Consider the following 25568-nt stretch of genomic DNA (forward strand, 5'->3'; position numbering starts at 1 on the left):
TACCACGCGAGTGCGAACAGGGCGCTGGATATCAGGATGAAGACGAAGTTTGGCATGCCCGGGATCAGGCCGAGCACGCCGACGATCCCACCGGTGACCAGCATGATCTGCGGCTTCGAGAAGACCTGGTTGATGACCAGCCCGCCGACATCGCCCTCGTCGCCGACGCGCGATACGACGAGACCCGCGGCGACCGAGATGATCAACGCCGGAATCTGGGCGACAAGGCCGTCGCCGATGGTCAGCAACACGTAGGTCTCGGTCGCCTGCCCCATCGACATGCCGTGCTGGGTGGTGCCGACAACCAGTCCACCGATGATGTTGATCAGCAGAATCAGGATACCGGCGACCGCGTCGCCCCTCACGAACTTGGATGCACCGTCCATCGCGCCGTAGAAGTCCGACTCCTGCGCCACTTCCTTGCGGCGGCGCTTGGCCTCGTTTTCGTCGACGAGACCGGCGTTGAGATCGGCATCGATCGCCATCTGCTTGCCGGGCATTGCGTCGAGGGTGAAACGGGCACTGACTTCAGCGATACGCCCGGCACCCTTGGTGATGACCACGAAGTTGATCAACACCAGAATCCCGAACACCACCAGGCCGATGGCGGTATTGCCGCCGACGAGGAACTGGCCGAAGGACTCGATGACCTTGCCGGCCGCGTCCGGACCCGTATGTCCCTCGAGGAGCACGATTCGGGTGGAGGCGACGTTGAGCGCGAGACGCAGCAGCGTGGTCACCAGCAGCACCGTCGGAAAAACCGAGAAGTCGAGCGGCTTGCGGGTGTACATCGCCACCAGCATGACCATCACCGCCAGCGAGATGTTGAAGGTGAAGAACAGGTCGAGTGCAAACGGCGGCAGCGGCAACACCATCATGGACAAGACCATGATGATGAAGATCGGCGCGGCGATCAGGCGGAGGTTGGTGGGCGTCATCAGCGCCCGCAGGTTCAGTGCGTCGATCATTCTGCGAGTCTCCGGCCATCGCCGTTCGTTGTTGCCTCGTCAGCCTCGTCCGGAGGCGGCCCAGGGTCCATGCCGGTGGGCACAGGCAGGTCGGCCGGCGCCTGCGGGCGCGCGCCGCCGCCATGCGACAACCAGGCATTGAGCTGATACACATAGGCCATGACCTCGGCCACTGCGGTGTAGAGTGCCGCAGGCACGGTTTCGCCGAGCTCGCAATGAGCATGCAGTGCGCGTGCAAGTGGAGGTGCCTCGAGCATCGGTACCTTGTGCTCAGCCGCGATCTCCCGGATCTTCATCGCGATCTCGCCGCGCCCCTTGGCAACGACAACAGGCGCGCCCATCTTGTCGGCGTCGTACTTCAGCGCCACCGAAAAGTGGGTCGGGTTGGTCACCACGACGTCCGCCTTGGGCACTTCGGTCATCATTCTGCGGCGCGCCATCTCACGCTGCAGGCTTCGGACTCGCGCCTTCAGGTGTGGATCACCTTCCTGCTCCTTGTGCTCCCGCTTCACTTCGTCCTTGGTCATGCGCAGCTCGCGCCGGTACTGCCAGAGCTGGAAGGGAACATCGATGGCCGCCACCAGCGCGAGCCCCAGAATGATGAGCAGCGCGGCAAAGAGAATGGTCTGGATGAAGTCCGGAAATGCGGTTTGCAGCGACTGCGACATCAGCGAATACACATGCTCGCGCTCACGCATGACCGCGATCACACCAAGCGTACCGATGACCAAGGTCTTGAGCACCGACTTGACCATCTCGGCAAGACCGTGCACCGAGAACATGCGACCCAGGCCCTTGAGCGGATCCATGCGATCGAACTTCAACGACAAAACCTTCGACGAGAAGACAAAGCCACCAAGCATGATCGGCGCGGCGATCGCCGCAAACATCAGCAAACCGAAGAGCGGCGCAAGTGACAGGATGGTGTGGGTGAATAGCTCGCCGAAGCCCTGCAGCATCACCGCACTGTCGAATACGGCGTCGCGCTCGAAACTGAAACCACGACGCATCATGTCGAGTATGCGCGCCGAGAACCAGCCACCCATCAGCCATAGAGAGGTCACGCCGGTGATCAGCACGAAGAAGGTCGACAACTCACGCGACTGCGGAACCTGCCCTTCCTCGCGGGCCTGCTCTATTCGTCGTGGTGATGGTTGTTCGGTCTTTTCGAGATCGCTTTCCTCGGCCATTGCCGGCTCCTTGCTGAGTCACGGCACTGCCCGGGAGCTGCGGGCATGCTGCGACGTGGAGCCATTATCTGCAGGAACCGGCAAATCTTGCCGGTCGATTAGACGGGAGAAAAGCCCTCATTTCGCCTATTAAGCGCGCGCCCCGATGCAAACGAGAGGTGCGCCACTGAGGCAGTCAGCGCCCTTGTGGCAGGCTTTCTATGCCCCGTATGCGGATGCCGTCACCAATGCCACGACGTTCGAACCAGCCCTTGTTCATCTCCAGCGCAAAACGCGCCGGGCCCGCCGCGCAGTGGCTATCCTCGGTCAGAGGTTCCATGTCCTCGATATTGAGGATGCGCCCCTCCTCATCGAGAAACGCAACAGACAGCGGAATCAAGGTGTTGCGCATCCACATGCAGTGGCGTGCGTCATGGGTGAACACGAAGACCATGCCCCGCTGCTCGGGCATCGACTGACGGTTCATCAGCCCGATGCGTCGCGTCTGGTCGGTATGCGCCACCTCAGCCTCGATCCGGTGCATGCCCACAGACAGTTCGGCGACCGGCAGTTGCACCTGGGCAGCCAACGCAGCCGAGACCAGCAGACCGACGCCCAACATCACCGCCCTGACGATAACCCTCATCTTCTTCGCTCCGCTGCATTCGTTCGTTGGGGGATTCTACCGCCTCGGCCTCCCTGACGCCTGACACGATCAGGCCGTGTTGCGGCGCCGAGTTCCGCGGGTATGCTTTCTTCCCTCCAGATACCAGGAGCCAGACCATCCAGCCGAAACGGCCCGACCGCCAAGCGGATGAGACGCAAGGTCGGAAACCCCACCGCCGCCGTCATTCGGCGCACCTGCCGGTTCTTGCCCTCACGCAGCACGATCTCCAGCCAGGATGTCGGCACCGACTTGCGAAACCTCACTGGAGGGTCGCGGGGCCATAACCAGTCGGGCTGAGTCACGCGGCGCACCTCGCAAGGTCGAGTGATGAAATCGCCGAGATTAACCCCGGCGCGCAGACGCGCGAGCGCAGCATCGTCCGGCTCCCCCTCGACCTGCGCGAGATAGGTCTTGGGCAGTTTGTGTTTCGGATCCGCAATGCGATGCTGCACACCCCCATCGTCAGTGAGCAGCAACAGCCCCTCGCTGTCGGTGTCGAGCCGGCCAGCGGGATAAACGCCCGGCACACCAACATGATCGGCAAGCGTCGGCCGTGTTCCGTCACCGGAAAACTGGCATACGACACCGTAAGGCTTGTTCAGCAGGATAAGGCGGCTCAAGATCCATGACTCGCATGACGGACGCTGGCTTCGCATCCAACGCGGCTATTATCCTGGAAACCTCGATTGGACGTGATCGGGTGTGCCCGCTCAGCACACCGCGTCGCGGACGACTCGCGGCCTTCCTGCAGCGTTGACTACGATACGTCGCGCACGGTTGTCGGCGCATGCGGTAATGGTGCCCATCTGAAGCGCGCCGTTTACCGCGCGTGTCGTGCCGCTGGCAACATATGACACGTAGTTGCGCACTGGCTGGTTGCCTGTCATCGAGACGCCGGCCGCGGCGGGTTGCCCCACTCTCAGCAGTGTCTCATCAGCATCGCGCAATCCATTCTGATTGGCGTCGTCGAAGACAATCCAACCGGCATGCCAACCGACCCCGGCGGCGCAGTACTCACCATCCGCACTGGTACAGATAGTCACCCTGCGACTGCGCTTAACCGCCTCGGAACGGGTAAAGAAAATTGCGGTGTGCAGATCACCCGTCGCCGTACCGAGGCGTGTATCCCGGATCAGGGTGGCGAACGACGGCAACGCAATGCTGAGCAGCACAGCCAATACCGCGAGCGTCGTCATAAGCTCGACAAGACTGAAGCCCCCGCTCTCCCGGCAACGCTGGCGCAATCTCATCGCATGCCCTATGGGTCAATAAGGAATGCGAATATGTTATTCGTATAAACCGGAAAATGCAAAACGCATTTGCAATGCCAAGCAGAGCCCATTGTCTGGTTTGCCCACCAGACCATCAACAATGTCGCGGGAACGCAGCGCACCAAGTCCTCGACTCGACGCTGGAGAAGTAGTGAAGACCGGTCAGACGTAGGTATCTACTATCGCGCCCAACGACCCCGAGGGTGCAGACGCAGGAGTCGGCAGGGTCGCGAGCAGCTGAGCCGCATTGGCCTGCTGCAGATCGAGCGTTTTGCGCAGCACGGACAGCGCCGCCTGAGCCTGCACGTTGGCAAGACTCATCGCGGAGATGGACGCGGCGGCGCTGGAGACGTTCATGAAGATGATTCAGTCGCGAAAATTGCCGTACTGCAGGGGAAAATCGGTGATCTCCTTACGGACCAGCGCGATCGCGTCCTGCAAGGTGTCGCGCTTGGCACCGGACACGCGCACCGCGTCGCCCTGGATGGAGGCCTGCACCTTCATCTTGCTGTCCTTGAGCAGCTTCACGATCTTCTTGGCAAGATCCTGCTCCACACCCACACGGACCTTGACCTCCTGCTTGACCTTGTTGCCGCCGACCTTCTGCACGTCGCCGTAATCGAGACAGCGCACGTCGACCTTCTTGGCGGTCATCTCGGGGAGCAGCACCGCCTTCATCTGGTCAAGCTGAAAGTCGCTGTCACCGTGCAGGGTCAGCAGTTTCTCGTTCTGCTCGATGCGTGCATCGCTACCCTTGAAGTCGTAGCGGTTGCCGATCTTCCGGTTGGCCACATCGACCGCATTGCGCAGGGCAACCAGATCAACCTCGGACATGACGTCGAACGAAGGCATGAGGTACTCCTTGTCAGCCGTAATGACAGATGTAATGAAAGGGCTCGCCGGCAACCTCGATGTCAAAGCTCGAATTGCCTGGGACATCGAAAGACTCCCCGGCGACAACGTCACGCCATTCGGCCTCTCCGGCCAGACGCACGCGGCAGGCACCCCCTACGCACTCCATGATCTCGGGCGCACCGGTACCGAAGGTCAGCGCGGCAGGCAACACCACACCCACCGACTTGCGTGTGCCGTCGGCGAGTATGAAGCTGTGGCTCACGCACTTGCCGTCAAAATAGACGTTGGCCCGGGTCTCCAACGTGACGCTATCGAACTTGCTGGTAACGCTCATGAACTCTCCGTGATCGATCAGATGCCGAGCAGGCGCTCAATAAAACCCTTGGCAACGAAACCCACAAAGCCTAGGCCGAGCGCGAGGAACATCCACGCCGCGCCGTACTTGCCGGCCTTTGACTTGTAGGCAAGATTGCCGATGATGAACACCATGTAAAGAATGAGCGCGGTGAGCAGCACCTTGAGCGAGATCGCCTCGAACTCGGCGACCGTCAGGCCGAAGATGATCGGTTCGTTGCCCATGACGCTGCTTCCGCCTCCGCTCTCAGCCGCCGCGTTTGAGCTTGGCATTGGCCTCGATGCGCATGCGCAGCGCGTTGAGGCGGATGAAGCCGTGCGCATCCTTCTGGTCGTAGGCGCCGGCGTCGTCCTCGAAGGTCGCGATCGTGGGATCGAACAACGAGTCGGTCTTGGAATCGCGACCGGTGACGATTACGTTGCCCTTGTAGAGCTTGATGCGCACCCAGCCATTGACGGTCTGTTGCGTCTGGTCGATCAGCGCCTGCAGCGCGCGCCGCTCCGGGCTCCACCAGTAGCCGTTGTAGATCAGCGACGCATAGCGGGGCATCAGGTCATCCTTGAGATGCGCGACTTCACGGTCGAGCGTCACCGACTCAATGGCGCGGTGGGCTTTGAGAAGAATGGTGCCGCCCGGCGTTTCGTAGCAACCCCGGCTCTTCATGCCGACGTAACGGTTCTCGACCAGGTCGAGACGCCCGATGCCATGCTTGCCGCCAAGTTCATTGAGCTTGGCGAGCAACTCGTGCGCCTTCATGCGGGTGCCGTCGATCGCGACCAGATCACCCTTCTCGAATTCGAGATCGACGTATTCGGCGGCATCCGGCGCAGCCTCAGGCGACACCGTCCAGCGCCACATGTCTTCCTCGGCCTCGGCGGCCGGGTCTTCGAGGTGGCGGCCTTCGAAGGAGATGTGCAACAGGTTGGCATCCATCGAGTAGGGCGAACCACCCTGCTTGTGCTTCATCTCGATCGGGATGCCCGCCTTCTCCGCGTAGGCCAGCAGCTTCTCGCGTGACAGCAGATCCCACTCGCGCCACGGCGCGATGACCTTCACGCCCGGCATCAGTGCGTAGTAGCCCAGCTCGAAGCGGACCTGATCGTTACCCTTTCCGGTCGCGCCATGCGACACCGCATCGGCCCCGGTCGCACGGGCGATTTCAATCTGGCGCTTGGAGATCAACGGCCGTGCGATCGAGGTGCCGAGCAGATATTCACCCTCGTACACCGTGTTGCAACGGAACATCGGAAAGACAAAATCGCGGACGAACTCTTCGCGCAAATCGTCGATGAAGATGTTCTCCTGCTTGATGCCGAGCTTGAGGGCCTTCTGGCGTGCCGGTTCGAGCTCCTCGCCCTGACCGAGGTCGGCGGTGAAGGTCACCACCTCGCAGGAATAGGTGTCCTGCAGCCATTTGAGGATGACCGAGGTATCCAGGCCGCCTGAATAGGCGAGCACCACTTTATTGACTTCGCTCATGCTGTCTTCCTGTCTGTCTTCGATTTGCCGATGCACACCCCCGTGGGCATCGGTCGGGTCTAACATGCGTCCGGCCGCAGTCTGGCGGCCGGGGTCGTTCCTTTCTGTCTGTCGTGTCGCTGCACCGCGAACGCGTCAGTCCTCTCTTCTGCCAAGCACCAGGTATTCCATCAGCGCTTTCTGCGCATGCAGCCTGTTCTCTGCCTCGTCCCAGACGACGGACTGGGCGCCGTCGATGACTTCGGCGCAGACTTCTTCGCCGCGGTGCGCGGGCAGGCAATGCATGAAGACCGCCGACGGGTCGGCTACCTTCATCATGTCGCAATCCACGCACCAGTCTGCGAACGCTTGTTTGCGCTCCTCGTTCTCGGCCTCGAACCCCATCGAGGTCCAGACATCGGTCGTCACCAGGTGCGCGCCGCGGCAGGCGTCAAGCGGGTCGGCAAAGGCCTCGAAATGATCGGTGCCGTACAGGCCAGCCCGCTCGGGCTCGACCTCGTAACCCGGCGGTGTCGACACGTGCACGTTGAAGTCGAGCACCTCGGCTGCCTGCAGCCAGGTGTTGCACATGTTGTTGGAGTCACCAATCCAGGCAACCGTCTTGCCCTTGATCGGCCCGCAGTGTTCGATGAAGGTCAGAATGTCGGCCAGGATCTGACAGGGATGGTATTCGTTGGTCAGTCCGTTGATGACCGGCACGCGGGAGTGTGCTGCGAAACGCTCGATGACATCCTGCTCGAAGGTGCGGATCATCACCAGGTCGCTCATGCGCGACACGACCTGCGCCGCATCCTCCACCGGTTCGCCGCGACCGAGCTGCGAGTCGCGGGTATTCAGGTAGATCGCGGAACCACCAAGCTGATGCATCCCGGCCTCGAACGACAGTCGCGTACGCGTGCTGGCCTTCTCGAAAATCATTACCAGCGTACGGTCGAACAAGGGATGGTGCGGTTCGTAGCGCTTGAACTTGTCCTTGATGCGTCGCGCGCGCTCGAAAAGATACTCGTACTCCTCGCGGGAGAAGTCCTTGAACTGCAGATAGTGTCTGAGTGCAGTCGTCATCGCTTTCTCACTGCTCAAGAAGCCGCCGAATAAGCGGTGCGAGACCGGCGACCAGTTGCTGACCGTCCTCCTGGGTGAAGATCAGTGGCGGCAGCAGGCGCACCACGCGCTCGGCGGTGACGTTGATGAGAATACCCGCCTCGAGCGCCTGCCGAACCAGTTCGGCGCAAGGACGATCGAGCTCGATGCCAATCATCAGACCACGCCCGCGAACATCGACCACGCCAGCAACACCGGAGAGCGCCTCGCGGAAACCGGAGCGAATCGACTCGCCGACCGCCTCGGCGTTCGCCATCAACTTGTCGTCCTCGATCACCGCCAAAGTTTCCAGCGCCGCCGCGCACGCCAATGGGTTGCCACCGAACGTCGAGCCATGGTTGCCCGGGCCGAACAGACCAGCGGCGCGCCCCGAAGTCAGGCAGGCACCGATGGGCACGCCCGAGCCGAGGCCTTTCGCAAGAGTCATCACGTCGGGCTTGACGCCGGCATGCTGAAACCCGAACCAGCGACCGGTGCGGCCGAGACCGCACTGCACCTCGTCACACATCAGCAGCCAGCCACGCTCGTCACAGATGGCACGCAACTCGCGCTGAAACGCGTCGTCGGCAATATTGATGCCGCCTTCGCCCTGGATCATTTCAAGCAGCACTGCCACGACGTTGCCATTATGCTCAGCAACATTGCGGATGGCCGCGAGATCGCGGTAAGGCACACGCACAAAACCTGACACCAGCGGTTCGAAACCTGCCTGGGTCTTGCGATTTCCGGTAGCCGACAGCGTCGCCATGGTCCGGCCGTGGAAGGCGTTCTCCATGACGATGATCGTCGGCTGGTCGACGCCCTTGCTGTGGCCAAACATACGCGCAAGCTTGATCGCGGCTTCGTTGGCCTCGCACCCGGAGTTGCAGAAGAAGACCTCGTCCATGCCGGAGAGCTCCGCGAGCCGATCCGAAAGCTCCTCCTGCAGCGGAATGCGATAGAGATTGGAGGTGTGCAGCACACACGCGGCCTGCTGGGCGATCGCTCGCACCAGGCGCGGATGGTTGTGTCCCAGCGTCGACACGGCAATACCGGAGAGCGCATCCAGATGTCGTTTGCCGGTCTCATCGAAGATCCATGAGCCTTCGCCATGTGTGAAGGCAACCGGCAGACGAGCATAGGTATTCATGATGTGCGACATGAGCAATCCCCGGGACGCGATGATCCGTAAAACGCGCACGGCGGCTGGAGCCGCCGTGGTTCGAGTAAACGCGTGATTTTACGGCAAGCCTACCCCAAAGTACAGGATTGGCGGGGCATCCTGCCCGTGAGGTTGCCCGCCCCGCGCGCTCTATTGCAAATGCGCAACCACGGCGCGCGAGGTCAAATCCACCGCCAGGAACCCGGCCCAAGGCTTACGGTTATGCACCAAGCCGCCGCAAGGCGGCTTTCTGCTAGAATCACGCCCTGTCGAGCATCGCCTTCGCATGCAGCGACACAGGAAGAGAAGACGCCCTCGAGTGCGCGAGCCTTATCCCAACATCGGCGCGACCCATGAACCAGGACATCAAGAGCTTCGTCATCGTCGGAGTAACCAGTGCCGGCAAAAGGTTCAGGCCCAGCGACTGGGCCGATCGCTTGTGCGGCATCATGTCCGCCTTCGGGTCCGATCACAGAATGAAGTATTCGCCGTTCGTGCGCCCCGGCAGTAACGAAAAGGGCGACAAGACGGTGTTCGTCAACGCCCGTCTTTACGAAATCGAACCGCTCGCATACAAGTTTCTGCAGAACTTCGCCGCCGACAACGATTTGCAGCTCGAGATCGTCGAACAGAAGAAGTCGGCCTGAGCAAGAAATATTGTCATCGGTGCAAAAAAACGGCGACCCGTGGGTCGCCGTTTTCACATCTAGCAGGTCGATCCCGATCAGGACATCGCCTTGATCGCGGCAGACAGGCGGCTCTTGTGGCGAGCAGCCTTGTTCTTGTGGATGATTTTCTTGTCGGCGATGCTGTCGATCGCGCACATCGATGCTTTGAAGGTCGCCTGAGCGGCTTCCTTGTCGCCAGTGAGTACAGCCTTCTGCACAGCCTTGATGGCGGTGCGCAGACGGGAACGCAGGCTGCCGTTGTGAGCACGCGCGACGGATGCTTGGCGGGCGCGCTTGCGGGCTTGTGCCGAATTGGCCATAAATGTGATTCCGTTGGTTGGTTCTGTAAAACGCGGCAGTATACGGGCGAAGCTCGCGAAATGCAAGGAGGACTTGCGGGCTGTCTTTGCTTCGCCCGGCATGACGTATCATCCTCGCTTTGCGCCGAGGCGCGCCACCCAATCCCCGCCATTCCGACACCCGACCGATGAACTTGTTGCGCGCCCTCGTCACCGTCAGCGGCCTGACCCTCGTGTCGCGCATTCTCGGCTTCGTGCGCGACTTCGTTATCGCTCGCAGCTTCGGCGCCGGCATGGCGACCGACGCTTTCTTCGTCGCCTTCCGCCTGCCCAACCTGTTGCGTCGCATGTTTGCCGAAGGCGCGTTCTCGCAGGCCTTCGTGCCCATCCTCGCGGAGTTCAAGAACCGCAACGGCGAAGCCGAGGCGCAGCAGTTGATCAACCGGGTCGCGACTCTGCTTGGCCTGGGCGTCGCCGCGATCTCGGTGCTTGGTGTCATTGCGGCACCGGTGATCATCTATATCTCGGCACCCGGCTTCGCCGCCGAGGCGGACAAGTTCGCGCTCACCGTCGAGCTGACCCGGATCACCTTCCCTTATATCTTCTTCATGTCGCTGATGGCGCTGGCCGCCGGGGTGCTGAACACCTGGAGCCGCTTCGCGATCCCTGCCTTCACCCCGACGCTGCTGAACGTCTCCTTCATCGTGATGGCCTTGTTCGCGGCGCCTTGGTTCGACCCGCCGGTACTGGCTCTGGCCTGGGCGGTATTCATCGGCGGCATCCTGCAGCTCGGGTTGCAGTGGGCGGCGCTCGCGCGCCTCGGGCTTCTCCCCCGCTTCGACTTCAGCCCGTCAGACCCAGGTGTTCGCCGGGTGCTGACCCTGATGCTGCCGGCAATGCTCGGCGTGTCGGTGGCGCAGATCTCGTTGGTGATCAACACCATTTTCGCCTCCTTCCTGACCGACGGCAGCGTCTCCTGGCTGTATTACGCAGACCGTCTGATGGAGTTCCCCGCCGGCTTGCTCGGGGTCGCGCTGGGCACGATCCTGCTGCCCAGTCTTTCCAAGCTGCACGCTGACGACAATCCCCGGGCCTTTTCCGAGCTGCTCGACTGGGGTCTTCGTCTGACGCTGATGCTCACGCTGCCGGCTGCGCTCGCCCTCGCGGTCATCGCAGTACCGCTCATCTCGACGCTTTTCCAGCACGGCGCCTTCACTGCCGAAGATGTGCTTCAGACCCGTCTCGCGCTGGCAGCCTACAGCGTCGGTCTGACCGGCCTGATCATGGTGAAGATCCTCGCACCCGGCTTCTATGCCCGGCAGGACATCCGCACCCCGGTCAAATTCGCAATCGTCACCCTTGTCGCCACCCAGTTGATGAACCTTGCCTTCATCGTGCCCTTGAAGCATGCGGGCCTGGCCTTGTCCATCGGACTCGCGTCGCTGCTCAACGCCTGGCTGCTGTTCAACGGACTGCGCAAGCGCGGCGTCTATCGTCCACAACCGGGATGGCATGGATTCAGCTGGAAGATCCTGGTGGCCCTCACGGTGCTCGTAGCTACGCTGTGGTTCGGCATGGGCGACGAATCCGCCTGGCTGGAGGCCAGTGCGCTGACACGGGTACTGCACCTGTCGGCATTGGTCTTGGGCGGGATGGTCGCCTATTTCGCAACGCTGTTCGCACTCGGCTTCAGACCTCGAGACTTCCGCAAGCGTGGCGCCGAGTAGGAGAATCGCCACTGCGCGGAGATTTCCCCTCAAAGGGCCGACAAGACTTCGGCGCGGCCCTTTTTGTGTTTAATGAGAAACGGGGGACGAAGCGGTCAGTCATGACTGGCCGCTTCGTCCCCCGGATTTGAACAGAGGCTGGACGCGAGCTTACTTCAGCGCATCGAAGGCCCGTGTGGTGATGTCATCTACCGCACCAAGACCGGAGATCTTGCGAACCTTGGGCGCCGCGGCGTCGCCGGACTGCTCCCAGCTGGTGTAGTAGTCGACCAGCGGCTTGGTCTGAGCATGGTAGACCTCCAGACGCTTGCGCACCGTGGCCTCCGCGTCGTCCTCGCGCTGAATGAGGTCCTCGCCGGTGACGTCATCCTTTCCTTCGACCTTGGGCGGGTTGTACTTGACGTGGTAGGTACGACCTGAGGCCAGATGCACGCGACGACCGCTCATGCGTTCGATGATTTCCTGGTCAGGCACGTCGATCTCGAGGACGACGTCGAGCGGCACGCCAGCGTCCTTCATCGCGTCGGCCTGCGGAATGGTGCGCGGGAAACCGTCGAACATGTAGCCGCTCTTGCAGTCGTCTTCCTGCAGGCGATCCTTGACCAGGCCGATGATGATGTCGTCGGAGACCAGGCCGCCGGCGTCCATGACCTTCTTGGCTTCGACGCCCAGGGGCGTTCCTGCCTTCACCGCGGCGCGCAGCATGTCGCCGGTGGAGATCTGCGGAATGCCGAACTTCTCCTTGATGAAGTTGGCCTGTGTGCCCTTGCCCGCTCCCGGCGGTCCCAGAAGAATCAGTCGCATTTCTACCCTCCCGTCACGTGATCTGCTGCCGCAGCCACTTCCTTTTGTTGAACAATTGAAATTACTCTACCGGCCGTGCCCGGTCAAACACCTGCCTGACGCGCTCCAGATCTTCCGGCGTGTCCACGCCGGCCGCCGGTGCGTGCTCCACGGCGAGCACCGCGATCCGCTCACCATGCCAAAGTACGCGAAGCTGCTCGAGCGCTTCCCACTGCTCGAGCGGAGAAACCGCGAGCGAAGCGTAGCGCCGCAGAAAAGCGACCCGGTAAGCGTAAATCCCGATGTGTCGCATCACCGGCAAGCCCACCGGCAGTCGGCTACGGTCGGCGGCAAACGCATCTCGCGGCCACGGAATGGGCGCACGGGAGAAATAGAGGGCATGGCCGTTGGCATCGCAGACCACCTTGACCACGTTCGGGCTCTGGAACTCCACGGCATCCGTCATTGCATGAGCCGCAGTGGCGACCATCGCCGACGGCGACGCGGACAAGGTCTGTGCAACCGATGCGATGAGCTCCGGATCAATCAGCGGCTCGTCACCCTGCACATTGACTACGATTTCGTCGTCACTCCACTGGTAACGGGCGACGACTTCAGCAAGTCGATCGGTGCCGCTGGGATGGTCTGGCCGTGTCATCACGGCATCACCGCCAGCGTCAGTCACCGCTTCGAAGACCGGCAGATAATCGGTCGCAACACACACTGAAGCCGCGCCCGAGGCCGCGGCACGGTCGAGCACATGCAGAATCATCGGCTTGCCGCCGATGTCGAGCAGCGGCTTGCCCGGTAGCCGCGTGGAGGCGAAGCGCGCCGGAATGACGACGCGAAAGCGGATCACTTGCGCAGCGCCTCGACTTCCTCGGCACTCATGCGCCGGGCCTCGTCTTCCAGCATGACCGGAATGCCGTCACGGATCGGGAAAGCGAGTCTGTCGGCTTTGCACACGAGCTCCTGCTCGCCCTTGAGATAGTCGAGCGGCCCCTTGCAGATTGGGCAGACCAGAATTTCAAGCAGCCTCGCGTCCATGTTTCAGTTTCTCCAGAATTCGTTCGGTGGCACCCGCTTCGATCTCGGCGGAAACCGGTAGGACCCATGTATCCGAGAGTCCAAAGGGCTCGCATTTTACCGCATCCTTCGCTGTCAGGATTTTGGGCTCGGCACCGGCGACCGCAAAATCCTCGGGCACGAAGCGATGATGGTCAGGAAAAGCATGAGGCACAACCTCCAGCCCTGCGCGCTGCAGTTGTGCGAAGAACCGGGACGGACGGCCAATCCCGGCAAAGGCGTGCACCCGGCAACCACGCATGGCCTCAAGCGGCTTGGCGCCCCCAGCGCCTCCAAGCGGGACCAGGGTGTCACCGACGAGCCGCATGCGCTTCACCGGCACCGCACCGCAGCGTCGCGCGAGGTGTGCGTCCAGCTCGCCATGGACTATGAGTAAATCCGCTGTCGCCAGACGCGACACCGGCTCGCGAAGCGGGCCGGACGGCAGCAGAAGGCGGTTGCCAAGCGTCTCCTTATCGACGACGACGATCTCGACGTCGCGATGCATTCGGTAGTGCTGCAAACCGTCGTCACTGACGATCACGTCACAGCCAGCACTAACCAGGAGCGCGGCGGCGGCAGGTCTATCGGCACCGACCGCAACCGGACACCCGCATGTACGTGCCAACAGCAGGGGCTCGTCACCTACCTCGCCAGGCGTCGAATCCGGGCCGACTTTCCGCACCCCCTTTGCGGCACTGCCATAACCACGGCTGACGATACCCGGCTTGTATCCCGCATCGCGCAATTGGACGACCAGCCACTGCACAAGCGGCGTCTTGCCGCTGCCGCCGACCGCAATGTTGCCGACGACGATGACCGGAACCGGCAGTCTGACCCGCGCGAGCGCTCCCAGGCGAAACAGCGCACGCCTCATTGCGGCGACGCCTGCAAATACTGCTGTCAGGGGTAACAAGGCAAGCGCCGCAGGTGAGCGCGACCGCCAGAAGCGTGGCGCTTCTCCCAGCATGGATCAGCTGTCGGGCGCCTGGATGGCGAAGGTGATGTTTGGGAGTCCGGCCCGTTGCGCCGCCTGCATGACGTCGATCACGCTTTGATGGGCGGCCCTGGCATCGGCATTGATGACGATGACCGGCGCACCGCTCGCCTCGGGCCTCACCGCCCTGCCGAGTGCCACTGCGATCTCATCGATGTTTGCCGAGCCAACCGGGCGCCCTTCGATGATGACCTCGCCGGCTGCGGTCACCGCCACCGTAATCTCATTGGGCAGCGCTTCGGTCGCCTCCGCGTCCGCGGTCGGCAAATTGATCTCCAGACCAGAGACCTTCGAGAAGGTCGTGGTCAGCATCAGGAAAATGATGATGACCAGCACCACATCGATCAAGGGAATCAGATTGACCTCGGGGGGCTCCTGGCGGCTGCCTCGCTGAAAATTCATGTGACCCCGTCAGGCCTTGCGTTCGCCATGGACCACCTCGACGAGCTTGATCGCCTGTTGCTCCATGTCAATGACGAAACTGTCGACCAACGCCCGAAAATGGCGCCAGAAGATCGTCGCTGGAATTGCGATGATGAGGCCGAGCCCCGTGGTGTTCAGGGCGATCGATATGCCCTGTGCGAGCTGCTGGGGATTCGCCCCGGTGACACCTTGCGACGCGAAGATATCGATCATGCCGATGATGGTTCCGAACAGGCCCAGCAAGGGGCTGATCGCGGCAATCGTGCCGAGGGTGGTCAGATAGCGCTCGAGTTCATGTGCGACCGCGCGGCCGGTTTCTTCGATTGCCTCCTTCATGATCTCGCGCGAACTGCTGACGTTGCGCAATCCGGCAGCCAGCACGCGACCCAGCGGCGAGTGCTGCGCCACCTGTTCGGCCATCTGTCCGCTGACGCCATACTGACGCAGATCGGCCAGCACGTCGTCAACCAGTTGGGGCGGCACTATCTTGCTGCGACGCAGTGTGATTGACCGCTCGATGATCAGCGCAACGGCAATGACCGAGGCGAGGAGCAGAGGCCAGATCGGCCAACCAGATGCTTCAATGATCGCGAACACGCGCGCGCACTCCCCTTGGATAAAGCCGAAACTCTAGCGCCCGCGCGTCATGAGAGCAAGCCGTATGCATTCTCCATGCCAAGTCGCGTGCGAGGAATCGCGCGCACTTGGCCACTCACACCGGTATCGCCGAACGGCGAGCCATGAACCAGTTGAGCGTAAGCAACGCGACGATGGTTGCAAGCCCTGCGACTTCAATCACGGGATCCGGCCAGAAGATGCCAACCGTGGCCGGGATCATCAGCAGACGCGAGACCAGGCCCATGGGTCCGAAGAGGTAACCCTCCAGCGCCGCGGCAAAGCCTGCGAGCGCACAGATCGCGATAAGTACGTTCCACGCGATGATATGCGTCGGGCCGCCCATGATCAATTCCGGATTGAAGACCATGAACAGTGGGATCAGATACAGGCCCTTTGCGAACTTCCATGCCTGGAAGCTGGTTTCCATCGGTTTCGCCCCGGCTATCGCCGCCCCCGCGAAGCCCGCGAGGGCGACCGGAGGCGTCACGTTGGAGTCCTGTGAATACCAGAACACCACCAGATGCGCGATCAGCAACGGAATGCCGAATTCGGCGGTGAGCGCCGGCCCCACGAGCACGATCAGCACGATGTAGGCCGCCGTCACCGGCAACCCCATGCCGAGAATCAGGCTGGCGATGATGACCAGGAACAGCGCGAGCACGAGGTTGCCGCCCGACAGCGCAATCATCATCGACGAGAACTTGAGACCGAGACCGGTGAGGCCGACGACACCGACTATGATGCCGGCTACGGCACACGCCATGCTCACCGGCACTGCGTTGCGTGCGCCCAGCGCGAGCCCTTGTACCAGCAGGCGAAAACCCGCCAGCACCATGTCCCTGATCTTGACCCAGTCGACTGGATGCCCCTGGCGAGGACCAATGATGAAGAACCACACCAGGTAGCGCAGTACCGCCACCACGACCACCGACACCACCGCATAGAAGCCGACGCGCATTGGCGACATGTTCATCACCAACAGGTAGACCAGCACCACCAGTGGCAGCAGGAAGTGCCAGCCTTCACGCATGACCTCGCGCATCGACGGCAGCTCTGAAGCTGCCATACCTTTCATGCCCTGTTTGATCGCGATGATATGCACGAAAAGGTACACCGTTCCGAAATACAGCAGGGCCGGAATGATGCTGACCTTGACGATCTCGAGATACGGCACCCGCGTGTACTCGGCGATCAGGAACGCGCCGGCCCCCATCAGGGGCGGCATGATCTGTCCGCCGGTACTCGCCGCAGCTTCCACCCCACCGGCCTGTGCCGGTCGATAGCCGAGCCGTTTCATCAACGGAATCGTGAATGCGCCGGTCGTCACCACATTGGCGATCGCACTTCCCGAGATCGACCCCATGCCCGCGGAGGCTATCACCGCTGCCTTGGCCGGTCCGCCCCGTTGGCGACCGGTCGCTGCGTAGGCCAGGTCAATGAAGAACTTGCCCGCGCCGGTCACTTCGAGGAAAGCGCCGAACAATACGAACACGAAGATGAAGGTCGCCGCCACCCCAAGCGGCAGACCGAAGAGCCCCTCCTGCCCGAGATAGAGCTGGCCGACGATGCGCTCAAGCGTGAAGCCCCGGTGCGCGAGAATGCCTGGCATGTACTCGCCGAGCCAGGGCAAGGCGCCACGCGGCCCCGCCATGGCATAAAGAATGAACACCACCCCGATGATCGTCAGGCCGAACCCGACCGCACGTCGGCTCGCCTCCAGCACGGTCACGATCGCGATGCACCCGACGATGATGTCGGTCTGGTTCCAGAAGCCGGCGCGAGCAATGATGGCGTCGAGGTTGAACGACAGATAGAAACCAGTGAGCACCGCACCAGCAAAGAATGCGGTGTCGATGATGCCACCCACAATACCGCGCTTGCGCCCGCTGCCGAAAACCGGAAACAGCAAGAAGGCGAGCATCATGATCAGCGCGAGGTGGATACTGCGCTGGTAGAACAGGCCGAGCTGCTGAATGCCTGCTGAATACAGCTGGAACAACGACAAGCCCACGGCCACAATCGTGATGAGCCAGAGGATGGTGCGCGGTTGGAAACCGCTTGGATCGTCGGGCAGAAGTGCCTTGGGCTGTTCGCTCATGAGAAGGTCAGACAGGTTTTCAGTTGGCGGTCGCCTGAACGACGACCTGGATGCCGACCCGCTCACCGGCGGCACGTTCACTCAAAGAAATAATCTGATCGCCGATCTTGATGCGGTGATCGACGGTGCGGGCGCCGACACGCAATATCAGGCGGTTGTCCGGCAGCTTCTCATCGATGCAGTCGATGAGGTACCCCCCCTCATCGGCGACACGCATCTGCCCTCGACCCTGGAAATGCCCCAGCCCAGCGGCGAAATCCGGCTGATGACTACTCTGAAGCCTGAGGTGCGGCGACTGCCACACAAAACAGTCACGTACCGTGAAGCCTGCGACCGAGTGATTCCACAGCAGGCACCAGGACTGCCCCTCCTCGAGGGGCAGTTCGACCATTTTCGCGCCATCGGAAGCGGAGACCGCAAGGACTGCCTGTGCTGCCGCGTTCGGCGTCGCGACCGCACAGGCGAGCACCAGCGGCAGACATCGCCGCCAGGCGCCCAAGGGAGGCCGACTCACCGTCGGACAGCGTCAGGGCCGGAGACGATCCGGAATGCTGGCGCCGATTTCCTCGTAATAACGCAGCGAGCCCGGGTGCAGCGGCACCGGCGTGGAGGTGAGGCTGAACTCCACGGTGGTATCGTTCGCGGCCGGGTGGATCGCGATCAGCTCGTCGGTCTTCTCAAACAACACCTTGGTGATCGCATAGGCCAGGTCATCGGACATGTCCGCATGAACCACCAGAACGTTGGGGATGCTGATCGTCAAGACGTCGCTGCCCTGCTTGTCGTAGGTGCCGGCGCGCAGTGTGTACGGTGCGAAGACCGGCTCGACCGCCTGCGAACGCTCGATCTCGTCGGCGGTCAGCGGCACGATGGATATGTCACGGGTCGCAGCCAGGTTCATGATCGAGCTGGTCGGAGGGCCGACACTCCAGAAACCGGCATCGATGTCGCCGTCACGCAGTGCATCAGCGGTTTCGTTGAAGTTCAGGCGCTGCACGCGCATCTCGTCATAGCTGATGCCGTTGCCTTCGAGGATTGCCGCCGCATTGACCTCGGTGCCACTGCCCGGGGCACCCACCGAAACACTCTTGCCCTTGAGATCCTGCAGCGAGCTGATGCCGGAGCCTGCCAGCGTCACGATCTGGACTGCGTTGGGGTAGATTGAGCCAATCGCGCGGGTCTCGGCGATTTGCCGGCCTTCGAAGCGGCCAGTACCGGTGTAGGCCTGATAGACCGAGTCAGCCAGTGCAAGCGCGAGGTCCGAATCGCCACGGGCGATCAGGCCCATGTTCTCGACCGACGCCCCAGTCACCTCGGCCACGGCTGAATAGCCGTCGATATGGCGATTGATGAGTTCGGCCAGACCGCCACCGATCGGGTAATACACACCACCGGTACCGCCGGTTGCAATGGATAGCTGTTGCTGTGCGCCGGCCAGAGGAACTGCCAGCGCAAGAGCCGAAGCGGCAAGGAATTTGGTCAGTTGCATAAAAGGGTCTCCTCCATCTTTATCATGATTGGCGATCCGGGCATGGGTTAGCCCGGATCGCATCGAAGGACGTTAGCACAGGCGGCCGCACAGCCGGGATAGGTGGAAACCCTGCCACCAACGCTGCACGGTCCTTGGCGTGCTTGGCATTCAATCCACAGAAACTGTGGATAAGTTTGTGGATTGACGTCGATAACGAGGTCGATTCGGCGTCAACACGGGCAGTAGCCTACATTGCCACAAATTTAGGCAACACATTTTACTATTTATTTTCAATACCTTATAAATACAGCATTGAAACGAAAGGCTTTTTGTTACGAGCGTTGACAATCCCCGCACCGTGTGGATAGAAGCCCTCCCAAGTCCACATCTGAGGCACTACAACCCCGCGAAGGGCTAGAATGCGCGCCATGCCAGACACGTTCAAAAGCGATCAGGTTGCCGCCCTGCCTCCCTCAACCGTGCTGACGGTGTCCGAACTCAACCGTCTCGCGCGTCGCACCCTCGAGCAGCGCTTCCCCCTGCTGCAGGTCGCAGGCGAGATTTCGAACCTCACCCGTGCGGCCTCCGGTCACGTCTACTTCACGCTCAAGGACGAGCAGGCTCAGGTGCGGTGCACAATGTGGCGCAGCAAGGCGCAACTACTGGCCTTTCGCCCGGAGAACGGCATGCAGGTCGAAGCGCGGGCCTTGGTCACACTCTACGAAGTGCGGGGCGACTTCCAGCTTTCGATCGAAGGCTTGCGGCAGGCCGGGGCTGGCAACCTCTTCGAGGCCTTCCTTCGTCTCAAGACCCGCCTCGAAGCCGAAGGCCTGTTCGATCCGACACGCAAACGAGCGTTGCCCAGATTCCCGCGCAGGATAGGCATCATCACCTCGCCCGCGGCGGCCGCCTTTCAGGACGTTCTCGTCACGCTCCGTCGGCGTGCGCCAAACCTTCAGGTTGTGCTCTACCCCGCTGCAGTTCAGGGTGAGACTGCCGCGCTGCAGTTGCGTCAGGCGCTCGCAGCCGCATCCGACAGAGCATCGGACGACCAGATCGATCTCGTCCTGCTGGTTCGCGGCGGCGGTAGCATCGAAGACCTGAACGCCTTCAACGACGAAGCGCTTGCCCGTGTGATCCGCGCGAGCAGAGTACCCGTGATCAGTGGCGTAGGCCACGAGACCGACTTCACGATCGCCGACTTCGCGGCCGATGCCCGCGCGCCGACACCGACCGGCGCCGCCGAGCTCGCCAGCGGCGGCTACTTCGACGCCGGACAGAGACTCCTGCAACTTGAGCAGGGCCTGCAACGCACGATGCAACGCAGACTCGACACACTCGCTCAACGTCTCGATCGCGCCAGCTTGCGCCTGCGACATCCGCGCGAGCGGATAGCGGCCGAAGTCGAACGCTGTGAGCAGCTGCGCGAGCGGCTCGCTCGCGCGCGCAGCAGAATGGTGGAGCGCAATCAGGCACGCCTCGAGATGCTTGCCGTCCGAATCCGCGCTCTGTGTCCTACCATCGGCCCGGCGCGGGAGCACCTCGAGCGGCTCTCGAGACGACTTACCGAGGCGGCCGCCCGCCTGATCGCCGACCGTCAGCGTCGCACGGATACGCTTGCTGTTCAGCTCGAACTGCTCGCCCCGCAGGCGGTACTGGCGCGCGGATACAGCATCGCGCGCGACCGCCAGGGACACATCGTGCGAAGCATCGACGACCTCGCACAAGGCGACGCCCTCGAAATCCAGCTCCACGATGGACGGGTGAACACCCGGGTAGAGGCGACGCACAAGGGGGCGTGATCATGCGCGCACCCACGCACCGCCCCGGCAGCCGCAATCGGAGGTGTAGACTGTCGGACTGGTCACGACCATTGTCAGGGGCCCCTATTCCCGACTAGAATCGTCAGGCTTTGATCCAGATCAAGACCATAACAGGAGAAACACATGGAACACACTCTTCCCGCCCTGCCCTACGCTCAGGACGCGCTCGCACCCCACATCTCCGCCGAGACGCTCGAATTTCACTACGGCAAGCATCATCAGGCCTATGTCACCAACCTGAACAACCTGATCAAGGGTACCGAGTTCGAGAACCTGGATCTCGAGGCCATCGTCAAGAAGGCGCCGGCCGGTGGCATCTACAACAACTCCGCCCAGGTCTGGAACCACACCTTCTTCTGGAGCAGCATGAAGCCCAACGGTGGCGGTGAGCCGAGCGGCGCGCTGGCCGATGCGATCAAGGCCAAGTGGGGCTCTTTCGACGACTTCAAGAAGGCGTTTGCCGCTTCGGCCGTCGGCAACTTCGGCTCGGGCTGGACCTGGCTGGTCAAGAAGGCCGACGGTTCGGTGGACATCGTGAACATGGGCGCAGCCGGTACACCGCTGACCACCGGCGACACCGCCCTGCTCTGTATCGACGTGTGGGAGCACGCCTACTACATCGATTATCGCAATGCTCGTCCGAAGTTCGTCGAGACCTTCCTCGAAAAGCTCGCCAACTGGGACTTCGCAGCGCAGAATTACGCCGCCTGAACCTGAAGCGTTGTGCTCAGCGAGAAGGCACCCACTCGGGTGCCTTTTTCAATTTCCGAACCTCGGCGACCCTCGGCAATGCTGGACATTCTCTACCGCGACGAGCACCTGGTCGCAATTCACAAGCCTTCCGGCCTGCTTGTGCATCGATCGCAACTGGACCGCCATGAAACCCGATTTGCGGTGCAACTGTTGCGCGACCAGATCGGCCGGCACGTCCATCCCGTCCACCGTCTCGACAAAGGCACCTCGGGGGCGCTGGTCTTCGCGCTCGATCGCGAGACCGCGGGCCGCCTTTCAAGGACATTCGGCACCCGCGAGGTCATGAAGCGCTATCTCGCGGTCGTGCGGGGATTCATGCCTGCGGAAGAGGGCATCATCGACCACCCTCTCAGTCGTCAGCCCGATGATGCCGAGGGGGCACCTGCCGAAGCTTCCGATACCGCGCGCGCCGCCATCACACGTTTTTGCCAGCTTGCGACCACGGAACTGCCCCACCGCGTGGACCGCTACCCCACGAGCCGATACGCACTGGTGGCGCTCGAGCCCGAAACCGGGCGTCGGCACCAACTGCGTCGCCACCTCAAGCACGTGGCCCACCCCATCATCGGCGACGCCACTCACGGCAAGGGCCGGCACAACCGTCTGTTTGCAGAACACTATGGTTGCGCACGTCTCTTGCTCGCCTGCACCCGACTGCGCTTCACGCACCCCTGGCACGACGCAACCGTCGATATTCACTGCCCGCCCTCGGAGGATTTCGGTGCGCTGATCACCGCACTGGGGTGGGCCGAGGCCGCGAACCAAGCCTGCGTCTGAAGCTTTTGTCAGTCGCCGGGAAAGCGGGCAGAATGAAAAGCTTGTTCAACCATTCCGACCGATCACGATGAACCCCTTGCTCGAGGTCCGCGCCCTTGGCCAGCAAATCTGGCTTGACAACCTCTCCCGATCGCTGCTCAACGACGGGCATCTGGCCCGATTCATCGCTGAGGACGGCGTATGTGGTGTAACGACCAACCCGTCCATCTTTCACAAGGCGATCGCCGACGGGCGTTACTACGAGGACGATCTGGCGCGCCTGCTGGCCGAGCCGCTGGAAGCCGAAGCACGTTATGAAGCACTCGTCATCCCGGATGTACAGCGCGCCTGCGACCTGCTGGCGGCAACCCACAAAGCCAGTGACGGCAATGCCGGCTATGTCAGCCTCGAAGTCTCACCTGCGCTTGCCCATGACGCAGAGGCCACCGTCGCAGCCGGCATCCGGCTGAAGAGCGCAGTCGATCGCGACAACCTGCTGATCAAGGTCCCGGCGACAGAGGCCGGCCTCACCGCCATCGAGGGTCTCATTGCGAGAGGCGTCAGCGTCAACGTCACGCTCATGTTCTCGCTTGAACATGTAGACGCAGTTGCCGCTGCCTATGTCGCAGGCCTCGAAAGACTCCGTCAGGCCGGCGGCAACCCTGCCTCCGTGCGATCCGTCGCGAGCCTGTTCCTGAGTCGCGTCGACACTGCGGTGGACAAACGCCTCGACGAAATCGGCGGAGAAGCGCTGCAACTGCGCGGGAAAACCGCTGTAGCCATGGCAAAGCTCGCCTATCGCCGCTACCTCGAGCGTTTTCACGGTTCGGTCTTTGCGCCGCTGCGTGCCAGCGGCGCCCGCCCTCAATTCATGCTCTGGGCGAGTACCGGAACCAAGAATGCGGCATACAGCGACCTGCTCTACGTCGAGCCGCTGATCGGCCCCGAGACCGTAAACACGCTGCCCGATGCCACGCTGGCCGCATTGCGCGACCACGGCCATGCCGCACCGACGATCGAGGAGGACATCGAAGCCGCTGAGGCCCAGTTCAAGGCCTTGTCCGGGCTGAACATCGACATGGACCTTGTCGGGCGACAACTGCAGGAGGAAGGCCTGAAACAGTTCGAGCAGGCTTTTTCGGCTCTGCTCGAACTGACTGCCTGACCTGCTGGCCGCGAGCGCACGCTCGCGGCGTTCTCAGGAAGGCGCCGTGAGGGCGGGCGGCGATTCGAAGACCAACTCGCGGCGCGTCACGCCGCGAGCACCGCTCCCCTCGCCGAGCAATTCCTTCATGTCGAGAATCAGCACGATCTGACCGTTTGCCAGGGTCGTGACCCCCGCAACACCCTTGGGCCGGAAGTCGTCAAGCGATTTGATGACCGCATCCTCTCGACCGGCGAAGGTGTCGAATCCAAGTATGAATGCCTGCTCCGCCGTCTGCATCAGCACGCCGTATTCGGGAGTACGCTCCAGCGGCCAGCCAAGCAGCGTTGCCAGGGGCAACAACGGCAGCACCTCGCCCCGCACCACCATCGTCGCGCGCCCACTCACCTCCTGAATGGCGGAAGGTTCCACAGGAAGAATCTCACGGACCATCGACAAGGGAACCGCAAATGGCTGCTCGCCGAGACGCACCAGCAACACGGGCAGAATGGCCAGGGTGAGGGGCAGGCTTATCAGGAAGGTCGTGCCTTTGCCGGCCTGGGAATGGATGTCGATGGTGCCATTGAGTTTCTGGATGTTAGTGCGGACGACATCCATGCCGACACCGCGCCCGGACACGTCCGAAATCTGCGCGGCCAGCGAGAAGCCGGGGTGAAACACCAGGTTGTAACTCTGACGTTCGTCCATCGAGGCGGCTTCATCCTCGCTGATCAGTCCTTTCTCGACGGCCTTGGCACGCAGCTTGTCCGGGTTCATACCCCGTCCGTCGTCGGCCACCGCGATGACGATGTGATCGCCTTCCTGGCGGGCCTCGAGACGCACCAGTGACTTCGCGGGTTTGCCGGCGGCAATGCGATCCTGCACACTCTCGACGCCGTGATCCACCGCATTGCGAATCAGGTGGATGATCGGGTCTCCGAGATCCTCGATCATCGTCTTGTCGATCTCGGTTTCCTCACCCGCGAGCACCAGCTCGACTTCCTTGCCGAGGTTGCGCGCGAGATCACGTGCGATGCGCGGATACTTCTGGAACAACCTGCCGATAGGTTGCATGCGCGTCTTCATGACCGCATTCTGCAAATCGGAAACCAGCAAATCGAGCTGACTGACTGCGATATCCAGCGCATGCAGGGTTTCGCTGTCGTTACGGCCGCTCAAAATGTCACTGCGCAAGGCGTTGAGACGGTTCTTGGTCAAACCGATCTCACCCGACAGGTTGAGAACCTGGTCCAGACGGGTCGTATCGACACGTATCGACGTATCGCGCTGGCGTTCGCTCTCGCGGCGTCCGCTCGGTGCCGATACCGCGCCGGGCCAGTCGCTGCTGCGGCGACCGACTGCGGCCTGAATCACCTCTTCGGTCGGGCGCGCCGTCGGCGCGACCGCCGGGACTGGTGCGCCGCTGACCGTGGCGTGGAGCACTGCCCAGTCGGGCCCGGCGTCACCGCCGGATTGGGTTTTTGCGGCCGCAGGTGGCGCCGAAGCGACAGTCGGCACCGCTTCGTCGCCCAATTCGCCAGCCAGAGCCAGCCTGAGCCGAGCGAGCAGCTCGGGAGCGGCGGGAGGCGGCTGAGTCGATCGCTCGAGATCGTGAAACATTTCGCGGACTGTTGCCGTCGAGGCCAGGATCACATCCATGATCTGGGCCGTCAGCACGAGCTCGCCGTTGCGCAGCTTGTCGAACAGGTTCTCCGTCAAATGACACAAGGTCACCAGTTCGGTCGCATTGAGAAATCCGGCCCCACCCTTGATGGTGTGGAAGCCTCGAAAAATCTCGTTGAGCAACCCGCGATCCTCGGGTGCACGCTCAAGCTCGACGAGCTTGTTATCGACCGACGACAACAGATCCCCTGCTTCGATCAGGAAATCCTGCAGCAGATCTTCCATTCCGGTGAAATCACTCATCTCGCTCTCAC

General features: G+C 62.1%; 29 protein-coding genes. 6 read left to right on the forward strand and 23 right to left on the reverse strand.

Annotated features, from left to right (window positions below):
• From GPA21_RS05555 to GPA21_RS05610, 12 genes are all read right to left on the reverse strand, one after another.
• On the reverse strand, positions 1 to 968 hold a 968-nt coding region (locus GPA21_RS05555), incomplete at its 3' end, for an FHIPEP family type III secretion protein (protein ID WP_211163435.1).
• Positions 965 to 2158 (reverse strand): flagellar biosynthesis protein FlhB, encoded by a 1194-nt coding sequence (gene flhB, locus GPA21_RS05560; RefSeq protein ID WP_168987222.1) that lies wholly within the window; start codon positions 2156 to 2158, stop codon positions 965 to 967. The genes flhB and GPA21_RS05555, both read right to left, overlap by 4 nt.
• 175 nt (positions 2159 to 2333) lie before the next feature.
• Positions 2334 to 2783 (reverse strand): DUF192 domain-containing protein, encoded by a 450-nt coding sequence (locus GPA21_RS05565; protein ID WP_168987223.1) that lies wholly within the window; start codon positions 2781 to 2783, stop codon positions 2334 to 2336.
• On the reverse strand, positions 2780 to 3424 hold the full coding sequence (locus GPA21_RS05570) for a pseudouridine synthase (protein ID WP_211163436.1): 645 nt from the start codon (positions 3422 to 3424) through the stop codon (positions 2780 to 2782). The genes GPA21_RS05565 and GPA21_RS05570 overlap by 4 nt, the downstream gene beginning before the upstream one ends.
• A 90-nt stretch (positions 3425 to 3514) precedes the next feature.
• Entirely contained in the window at positions 3515 to 4054 is a 540-nt protein-coding gene (locus GPA21_RS05575; protein ID WP_168987225.1) for a GspH/FimT family pseudopilin, read from the reverse strand.
• A 183-nt stretch (positions 4055 to 4237) separates the two neighbouring features.
• A complete protein-coding gene (locus GPA21_RS05580) occupies positions 4238 to 4432 on the reverse strand; it encodes a YjfB family protein (RefSeq protein ID WP_168987226.1) in 195 nt (64 codons plus the stop codon).
• Positions 4433 to 4441: 9 nt separating this feature from the next.
• The gene (locus GPA21_RS05585; protein WP_168987227.1) at positions 4442 to 4927 is read right to left on the reverse strand and encodes a YajQ family cyclic di-GMP-binding protein; all 486 of its coding nucleotides are present in this window, start codon (positions 4925 to 4927) and stop codon (positions 4442 to 4444) included.
• A gap of 13 nt (positions 4928 to 4940) precedes the next feature.
• On the reverse strand, positions 4941 to 5264 hold the full coding sequence (gene ppnP / locus GPA21_RS05590; protein ID WP_168987228.1) for a pyrimidine/purine nucleoside phosphorylase: 324 nt from the start codon (positions 5262 to 5264) through the stop codon (positions 4941 to 4943).
• 17 nt (positions 5265 to 5281) lie between these two features.
• On the reverse strand, positions 5282 to 5509 hold the full coding sequence (locus tag GPA21_RS05595; RefSeq protein ID WP_168987229.1) for a DUF2788 domain-containing protein: 228 nt from the start codon (positions 5507 to 5509) through the stop codon (positions 5282 to 5284).
• A gap of 22 nt (positions 5510 to 5531) precedes the next feature.
• Entirely contained in the window at positions 5532 to 6764 is a 1233-nt protein-coding gene (locus GPA21_RS05600) for an argininosuccinate synthase (RefSeq protein WP_168987230.1), read from the reverse strand.
• A gap of 135 nt (positions 6765 to 6899) precedes the next feature.
• A complete protein-coding gene (argF, locus tag GPA21_RS05605) occupies positions 6900 to 7826 on the reverse strand; it encodes an ornithine carbamoyltransferase (protein ID WP_168987231.1) in 927 nt (308 codons plus the stop codon).
• A 7-nt stretch (positions 7827 to 7833) separates the two neighbouring features.
• Complete coding sequence (locus GPA21_RS05610; RefSeq protein ID WP_168987232.1) at positions 7834 to 9006, reverse strand: aspartate aminotransferase family protein; 1173 nt, start codon at positions 9004 to 9006, stop codon at positions 7834 to 7836.
• A gap of 353 nt (positions 9007 to 9359) precedes the next feature.
• Here GPA21_RS05610 and GPA21_RS05615 point away from each other — a divergent pair, with 353 nt between their 5' ends.
• Positions 9360 to 9653 carry a DUF3579 domain-containing protein gene (locus tag GPA21_RS05615; protein WP_168987233.1) on the forward strand — a complete coding sequence of 98 codons (294 nt, stop codon included), beginning with the start codon at positions 9360 to 9362 and terminating at the stop codon, positions 9651 to 9653.
• Positions 9654 to 9730: 77 nt separating this feature from the next.
• On the opposite strand, the gene rpsT is transcribed toward GPA21_RS05615, so the two are convergent.
• Positions 9731 to 9994: a 30S ribosomal protein S20 gene (gene rpsT, locus GPA21_RS05620; RefSeq protein ID WP_168987257.1), complete on the reverse strand. Its 264-nt coding sequence runs from the start codon at positions 9992 to 9994 to the stop codon at positions 9731 to 9733.
• A gap of 167 nt (positions 9995 to 10161) precedes the next feature.
• Between rpsT and murJ the strand changes: the two genes are divergently transcribed.
• A complete protein-coding gene (gene murJ / locus GPA21_RS05625) occupies positions 10162 to 11700 on the forward strand; it encodes a murein biosynthesis integral membrane protein MurJ (protein ID WP_168987234.1) in 1539 nt (512 codons plus the stop codon).
• A gap of 150 nt (positions 11701 to 11850) precedes the next feature.
• Here murJ and adk read toward each other — a convergent pair whose 3' ends face one another.
• From adk to GPA21_RS05670, 9 genes are all read right to left on the reverse strand, one after another.
• On the reverse strand, positions 11851 to 12504 hold the full coding sequence (adk, locus tag GPA21_RS05630; protein ID WP_168987235.1) for an adenylate kinase: 654 nt from the start codon (positions 12502 to 12504) through the stop codon (positions 11851 to 11853).
• A 61-nt stretch (positions 12505 to 12565) separates the two neighbouring features.
• A complete protein-coding gene (gene kdsB, locus GPA21_RS05635) occupies positions 12566 to 13342 on the reverse strand; it encodes a 3-deoxy-manno-octulosonate cytidylyltransferase (RefSeq protein WP_168987236.1) in 777 nt (258 codons plus the stop codon).
• Positions 13339 to 13530, reverse strand: coding sequence for a Trm112 family protein (locus GPA21_RS05640; protein ID WP_168987237.1), 192 nt, complete (start codon positions 13528 to 13530; stop codon positions 13339 to 13341). Before GPA21_RS05640 ends, kdsB begins: the two co-directional genes overlap by 4 nt.
• A complete protein-coding gene (lpxK, locus tag GPA21_RS05645; protein WP_168987238.1) occupies positions 13511 to 14518 on the reverse strand; it encodes a tetraacyldisaccharide 4'-kinase in 1008 nt (335 codons plus the stop codon). Before lpxK ends, GPA21_RS05640 begins: the two co-directional genes overlap by 20 nt.
• 3 nt (positions 14519 to 14521) lie before the next feature.
• Positions 14522 to 14947 (reverse strand): ExbD/TolR family protein, encoded by a 426-nt coding sequence (locus GPA21_RS05650; protein WP_168987239.1) that lies wholly within the window; start codon positions 14945 to 14947, stop codon positions 14522 to 14524.
• Positions 14948 to 14956: 9 nt separating this feature from the next.
• Positions 14957 to 15565 carry a MotA/TolQ/ExbB proton channel family protein gene (locus tag GPA21_RS05655; RefSeq protein WP_168987240.1) on the reverse strand — a complete coding sequence of 203 codons (609 nt, stop codon included), beginning with the start codon at positions 15563 to 15565 and terminating at the stop codon, positions 14957 to 14959.
• A 115-nt stretch (positions 15566 to 15680) separates the two neighbouring features.
• Positions 15681 to 17684: a TRAP transporter permease gene (locus GPA21_RS05660; RefSeq protein ID WP_168987241.1), complete on the reverse strand. Its 2004-nt coding sequence runs from the start codon at positions 17682 to 17684 to the stop codon at positions 15681 to 15683.
• Positions 17685 to 17703: 19 nt separating this feature from the next.
• Positions 17704 to 18198 (reverse strand): DUF1850 domain-containing protein, encoded by a 495-nt coding sequence (locus GPA21_RS05665; RefSeq protein WP_211163438.1) that lies wholly within the window; start codon positions 18196 to 18198, stop codon positions 17704 to 17706.
• Between the two features lie 12 nt (positions 18199 to 18210).
• Complete coding sequence (locus GPA21_RS05670) at positions 18211 to 19173, reverse strand: TAXI family TRAP transporter solute-binding subunit (RefSeq protein ID WP_168987242.1); 963 nt, start codon at positions 19171 to 19173, stop codon at positions 18211 to 18213.
• Positions 19174 to 19583: 410 nt separating this feature from the next.
• On the opposite strand from GPA21_RS05670, the gene xseA reads away from it, so the two are divergent.
• The 4 genes from xseA (at position 19584) to tal (ending at position 23652) form a co-directional block, all read left to right on the forward strand.
• On the forward strand, positions 19584 to 20957 hold the full coding sequence (xseA, locus tag GPA21_RS05675; protein WP_211163439.1) for an exodeoxyribonuclease VII large subunit: 1374 nt from the start codon (positions 19584 to 19586) through the stop codon (positions 20955 to 20957).
• Between the two features lie 144 nt (positions 20958 to 21101).
• Entirely contained in the window at positions 21102 to 21689 is a 588-nt protein-coding gene (locus tag GPA21_RS05680; protein WP_168987243.1) for a superoxide dismutase, read from the forward strand.
• Positions 21690 to 21767: 78 nt separating this feature from the next.
• Positions 21768 to 22508 carry a pseudouridine synthase gene (locus GPA21_RS05685; protein ID WP_168987244.1) on the forward strand — a complete coding sequence of 247 codons (741 nt, stop codon included), beginning with the start codon at positions 21768 to 21770 and terminating at the stop codon, positions 22506 to 22508.
• 67 nt (positions 22509 to 22575) lie between these two features.
• Positions 22576 to 23652, forward strand: coding sequence for a transaldolase (gene tal, locus GPA21_RS05690; RefSeq protein ID WP_168987245.1), 1077 nt, complete (start codon positions 22576 to 22578; stop codon positions 23650 to 23652).
• A gap of 33 nt (positions 23653 to 23685) precedes the next feature.
• On the opposite strand, the gene GPA21_RS05695 is transcribed toward tal, so the two are convergent.
• Complete coding sequence (locus GPA21_RS05695) at positions 23686 to 25557, reverse strand: chemotaxis protein CheA (protein ID WP_211163440.1); 1872 nt, start codon at positions 25555 to 25557, stop codon at positions 23686 to 23688.
• Positions 25558 to 25568: the final 11 nt, after the last annotated feature.

The sequence above is a fragment of the Azoarcus taiwanensis genome (assembly GCF_012910885.1).
GTDB classification, from domain to species: domain Bacteria; phylum Pseudomonadota; class Gammaproteobacteria; order Burkholderiales; family Rhodocyclaceae; genus Azoarcus_F; species Azoarcus_F taiwanensis.

What these genes read in the sequence shown, in the direction of transcription:
- GPA21_RS05575 (WP_168987225.1), bottom strand. Translation starts at nt 4,054, where the DNA reads ATGAGATTGCGCCAGCGTTGCCGGGAGAGCGGGGGCTTCAGTCTTGTC.
- argF (WP_168987231.1), bottom strand. Translation starts at nt 7,826, where the DNA reads ATGACGACTGCACTCAGACACTATCTGCAGTTCAAGGACTTCTCCCGC.
- GPA21_RS05670 (WP_168987242.1), bottom strand. Translation starts at nt 19,173, where the DNA reads ATGCAACTGACCAAATTCCTTGCCGCTTCGGCTCTTGCGCTGGCAGTT.
- GPA21_RS05595 (WP_168987229.1), bottom strand. Translation starts at nt 5,509, where the DNA reads ATGGGCAACGAACCGATCATCTTCGGCCTGACGGTCGCCGAGTTCGAG.
- ppnP (WP_168987228.1), bottom strand. Translation starts at nt 5,264, where the DNA reads ATGAGCGTTACCAGCAAGTTCGATAGCGTCACGTTGGAGACCCGGGCC.
- GPA21_RS05685 (WP_168987244.1), top strand. Translation starts at nt 21,768, where the DNA reads ATGCTGGACATTCTCTACCGCGACGAGCACCTGGTCGCAATTCACAAG.
- lpxK (WP_168987238.1), bottom strand. Translation starts at nt 14,518, where the DNA reads ATGCTGGGAGAAGCGCCACGCTTCTGGCGGTCGCGCTCACCTGCGGCG.
- GPA21_RS05580 (WP_168987226.1), bottom strand. Translation starts at nt 4,432, where the DNA reads ATGAACGTCTCCAGCGCCGCCGCGTCCATCTCCGCGATGAGTCTTGCC.
- GPA21_RS05610 (WP_168987232.1), bottom strand. Translation starts at nt 9,006, where the DNA reads ATGTCGCACATCATGAATACCTATGCTCGTCTGCCGGTTGCCTTCACA.
- rpsT (WP_168987257.1), bottom strand. Translation starts at nt 9,994, where the DNA reads ATGGCCAATTCGGCACAAGCCCGCAAGCGCGCCCGCCAAGCATCCGTC.
- GPA21_RS05660 (WP_168987241.1), bottom strand. Translation starts at nt 17,684, where the DNA reads ATGAGCGAACAGCCCAAGGCACTTCTGCCCGACGATCCAAGCGGTTTC.
- GPA21_RS05565 (WP_168987223.1), bottom strand. Translation starts at nt 2,783, where the DNA reads ATGAGGGTTATCGTCAGGGCGGTGATGTTGGGCGTCGGTCTGCTGGTC.
- tal (WP_168987245.1), top strand. Translation starts at nt 22,576, where the DNA reads ATGAACCCCTTGCTCGAGGTCCGCGCCCTTGGCCAGCAAATCTGGCTT.
- murJ (WP_168987234.1), top strand. Translation starts at nt 10,162, where the DNA reads ATGAACTTGTTGCGCGCCCTCGTCACCGTCAGCGGCCTGACCCTCGTG.
- GPA21_RS05600 (WP_168987230.1), bottom strand. Translation starts at nt 6,764, where the DNA reads ATGAGCGAAGTCAATAAAGTGGTGCTCGCCTATTCAGGCGGCCTGGAT.
- GPA21_RS05650 (WP_168987239.1), bottom strand. Translation starts at nt 14,947, where the DNA reads ATGAATTTTCAGCGAGGCAGCCGCCAGGAGCCCCCCGAGGTCAATCTG.
- adk (WP_168987235.1), bottom strand. Translation starts at nt 12,504, where the DNA reads ATGCGACTGATTCTTCTGGGACCGCCGGGAGCGGGCAAGGGCACACAG.
- GPA21_RS05615 (WP_168987233.1), top strand. Translation starts at nt 9,360, where the DNA reads ATGAACCAGGACATCAAGAGCTTCGTCATCGTCGGAGTAACCAGTGCC.
- xseA (WP_211163439.1), top strand. Translation starts at nt 19,584, where the DNA reads ATGCCAGACACGTTCAAAAGCGATCAGGTTGCCGCCCTGCCTCCCTCA.
- flhB (WP_168987222.1), bottom strand. Translation starts at nt 2,158, where the DNA reads ATGGCCGAGGAAAGCGATCTCGAAAAGACCGAACAACCATCACCACGA.
- GPA21_RS05695 (WP_211163440.1), bottom strand. Translation starts at nt 25,557, where the DNA reads ATGAGTGATTTCACCGGAATGGAAGATCTGCTGCAGGATTTCCTGATC.
- GPA21_RS05680 (WP_168987243.1), top strand. Translation starts at nt 21,102, where the DNA reads ATGGAACACACTCTTCCCGCCCTGCCCTACGCTCAGGACGCGCTCGCA.
- GPA21_RS05585 (WP_168987227.1), bottom strand. Translation starts at nt 4,927, where the DNA reads ATGCCTTCGTTCGACGTCATGTCCGAGGTTGATCTGGTTGCCCTGCGC.
- GPA21_RS05640 (WP_168987237.1), bottom strand. Translation starts at nt 13,530, where the DNA reads ATGGACGCGAGGCTGCTTGAAATTCTGGTCTGCCCAATCTGCAAGGGG.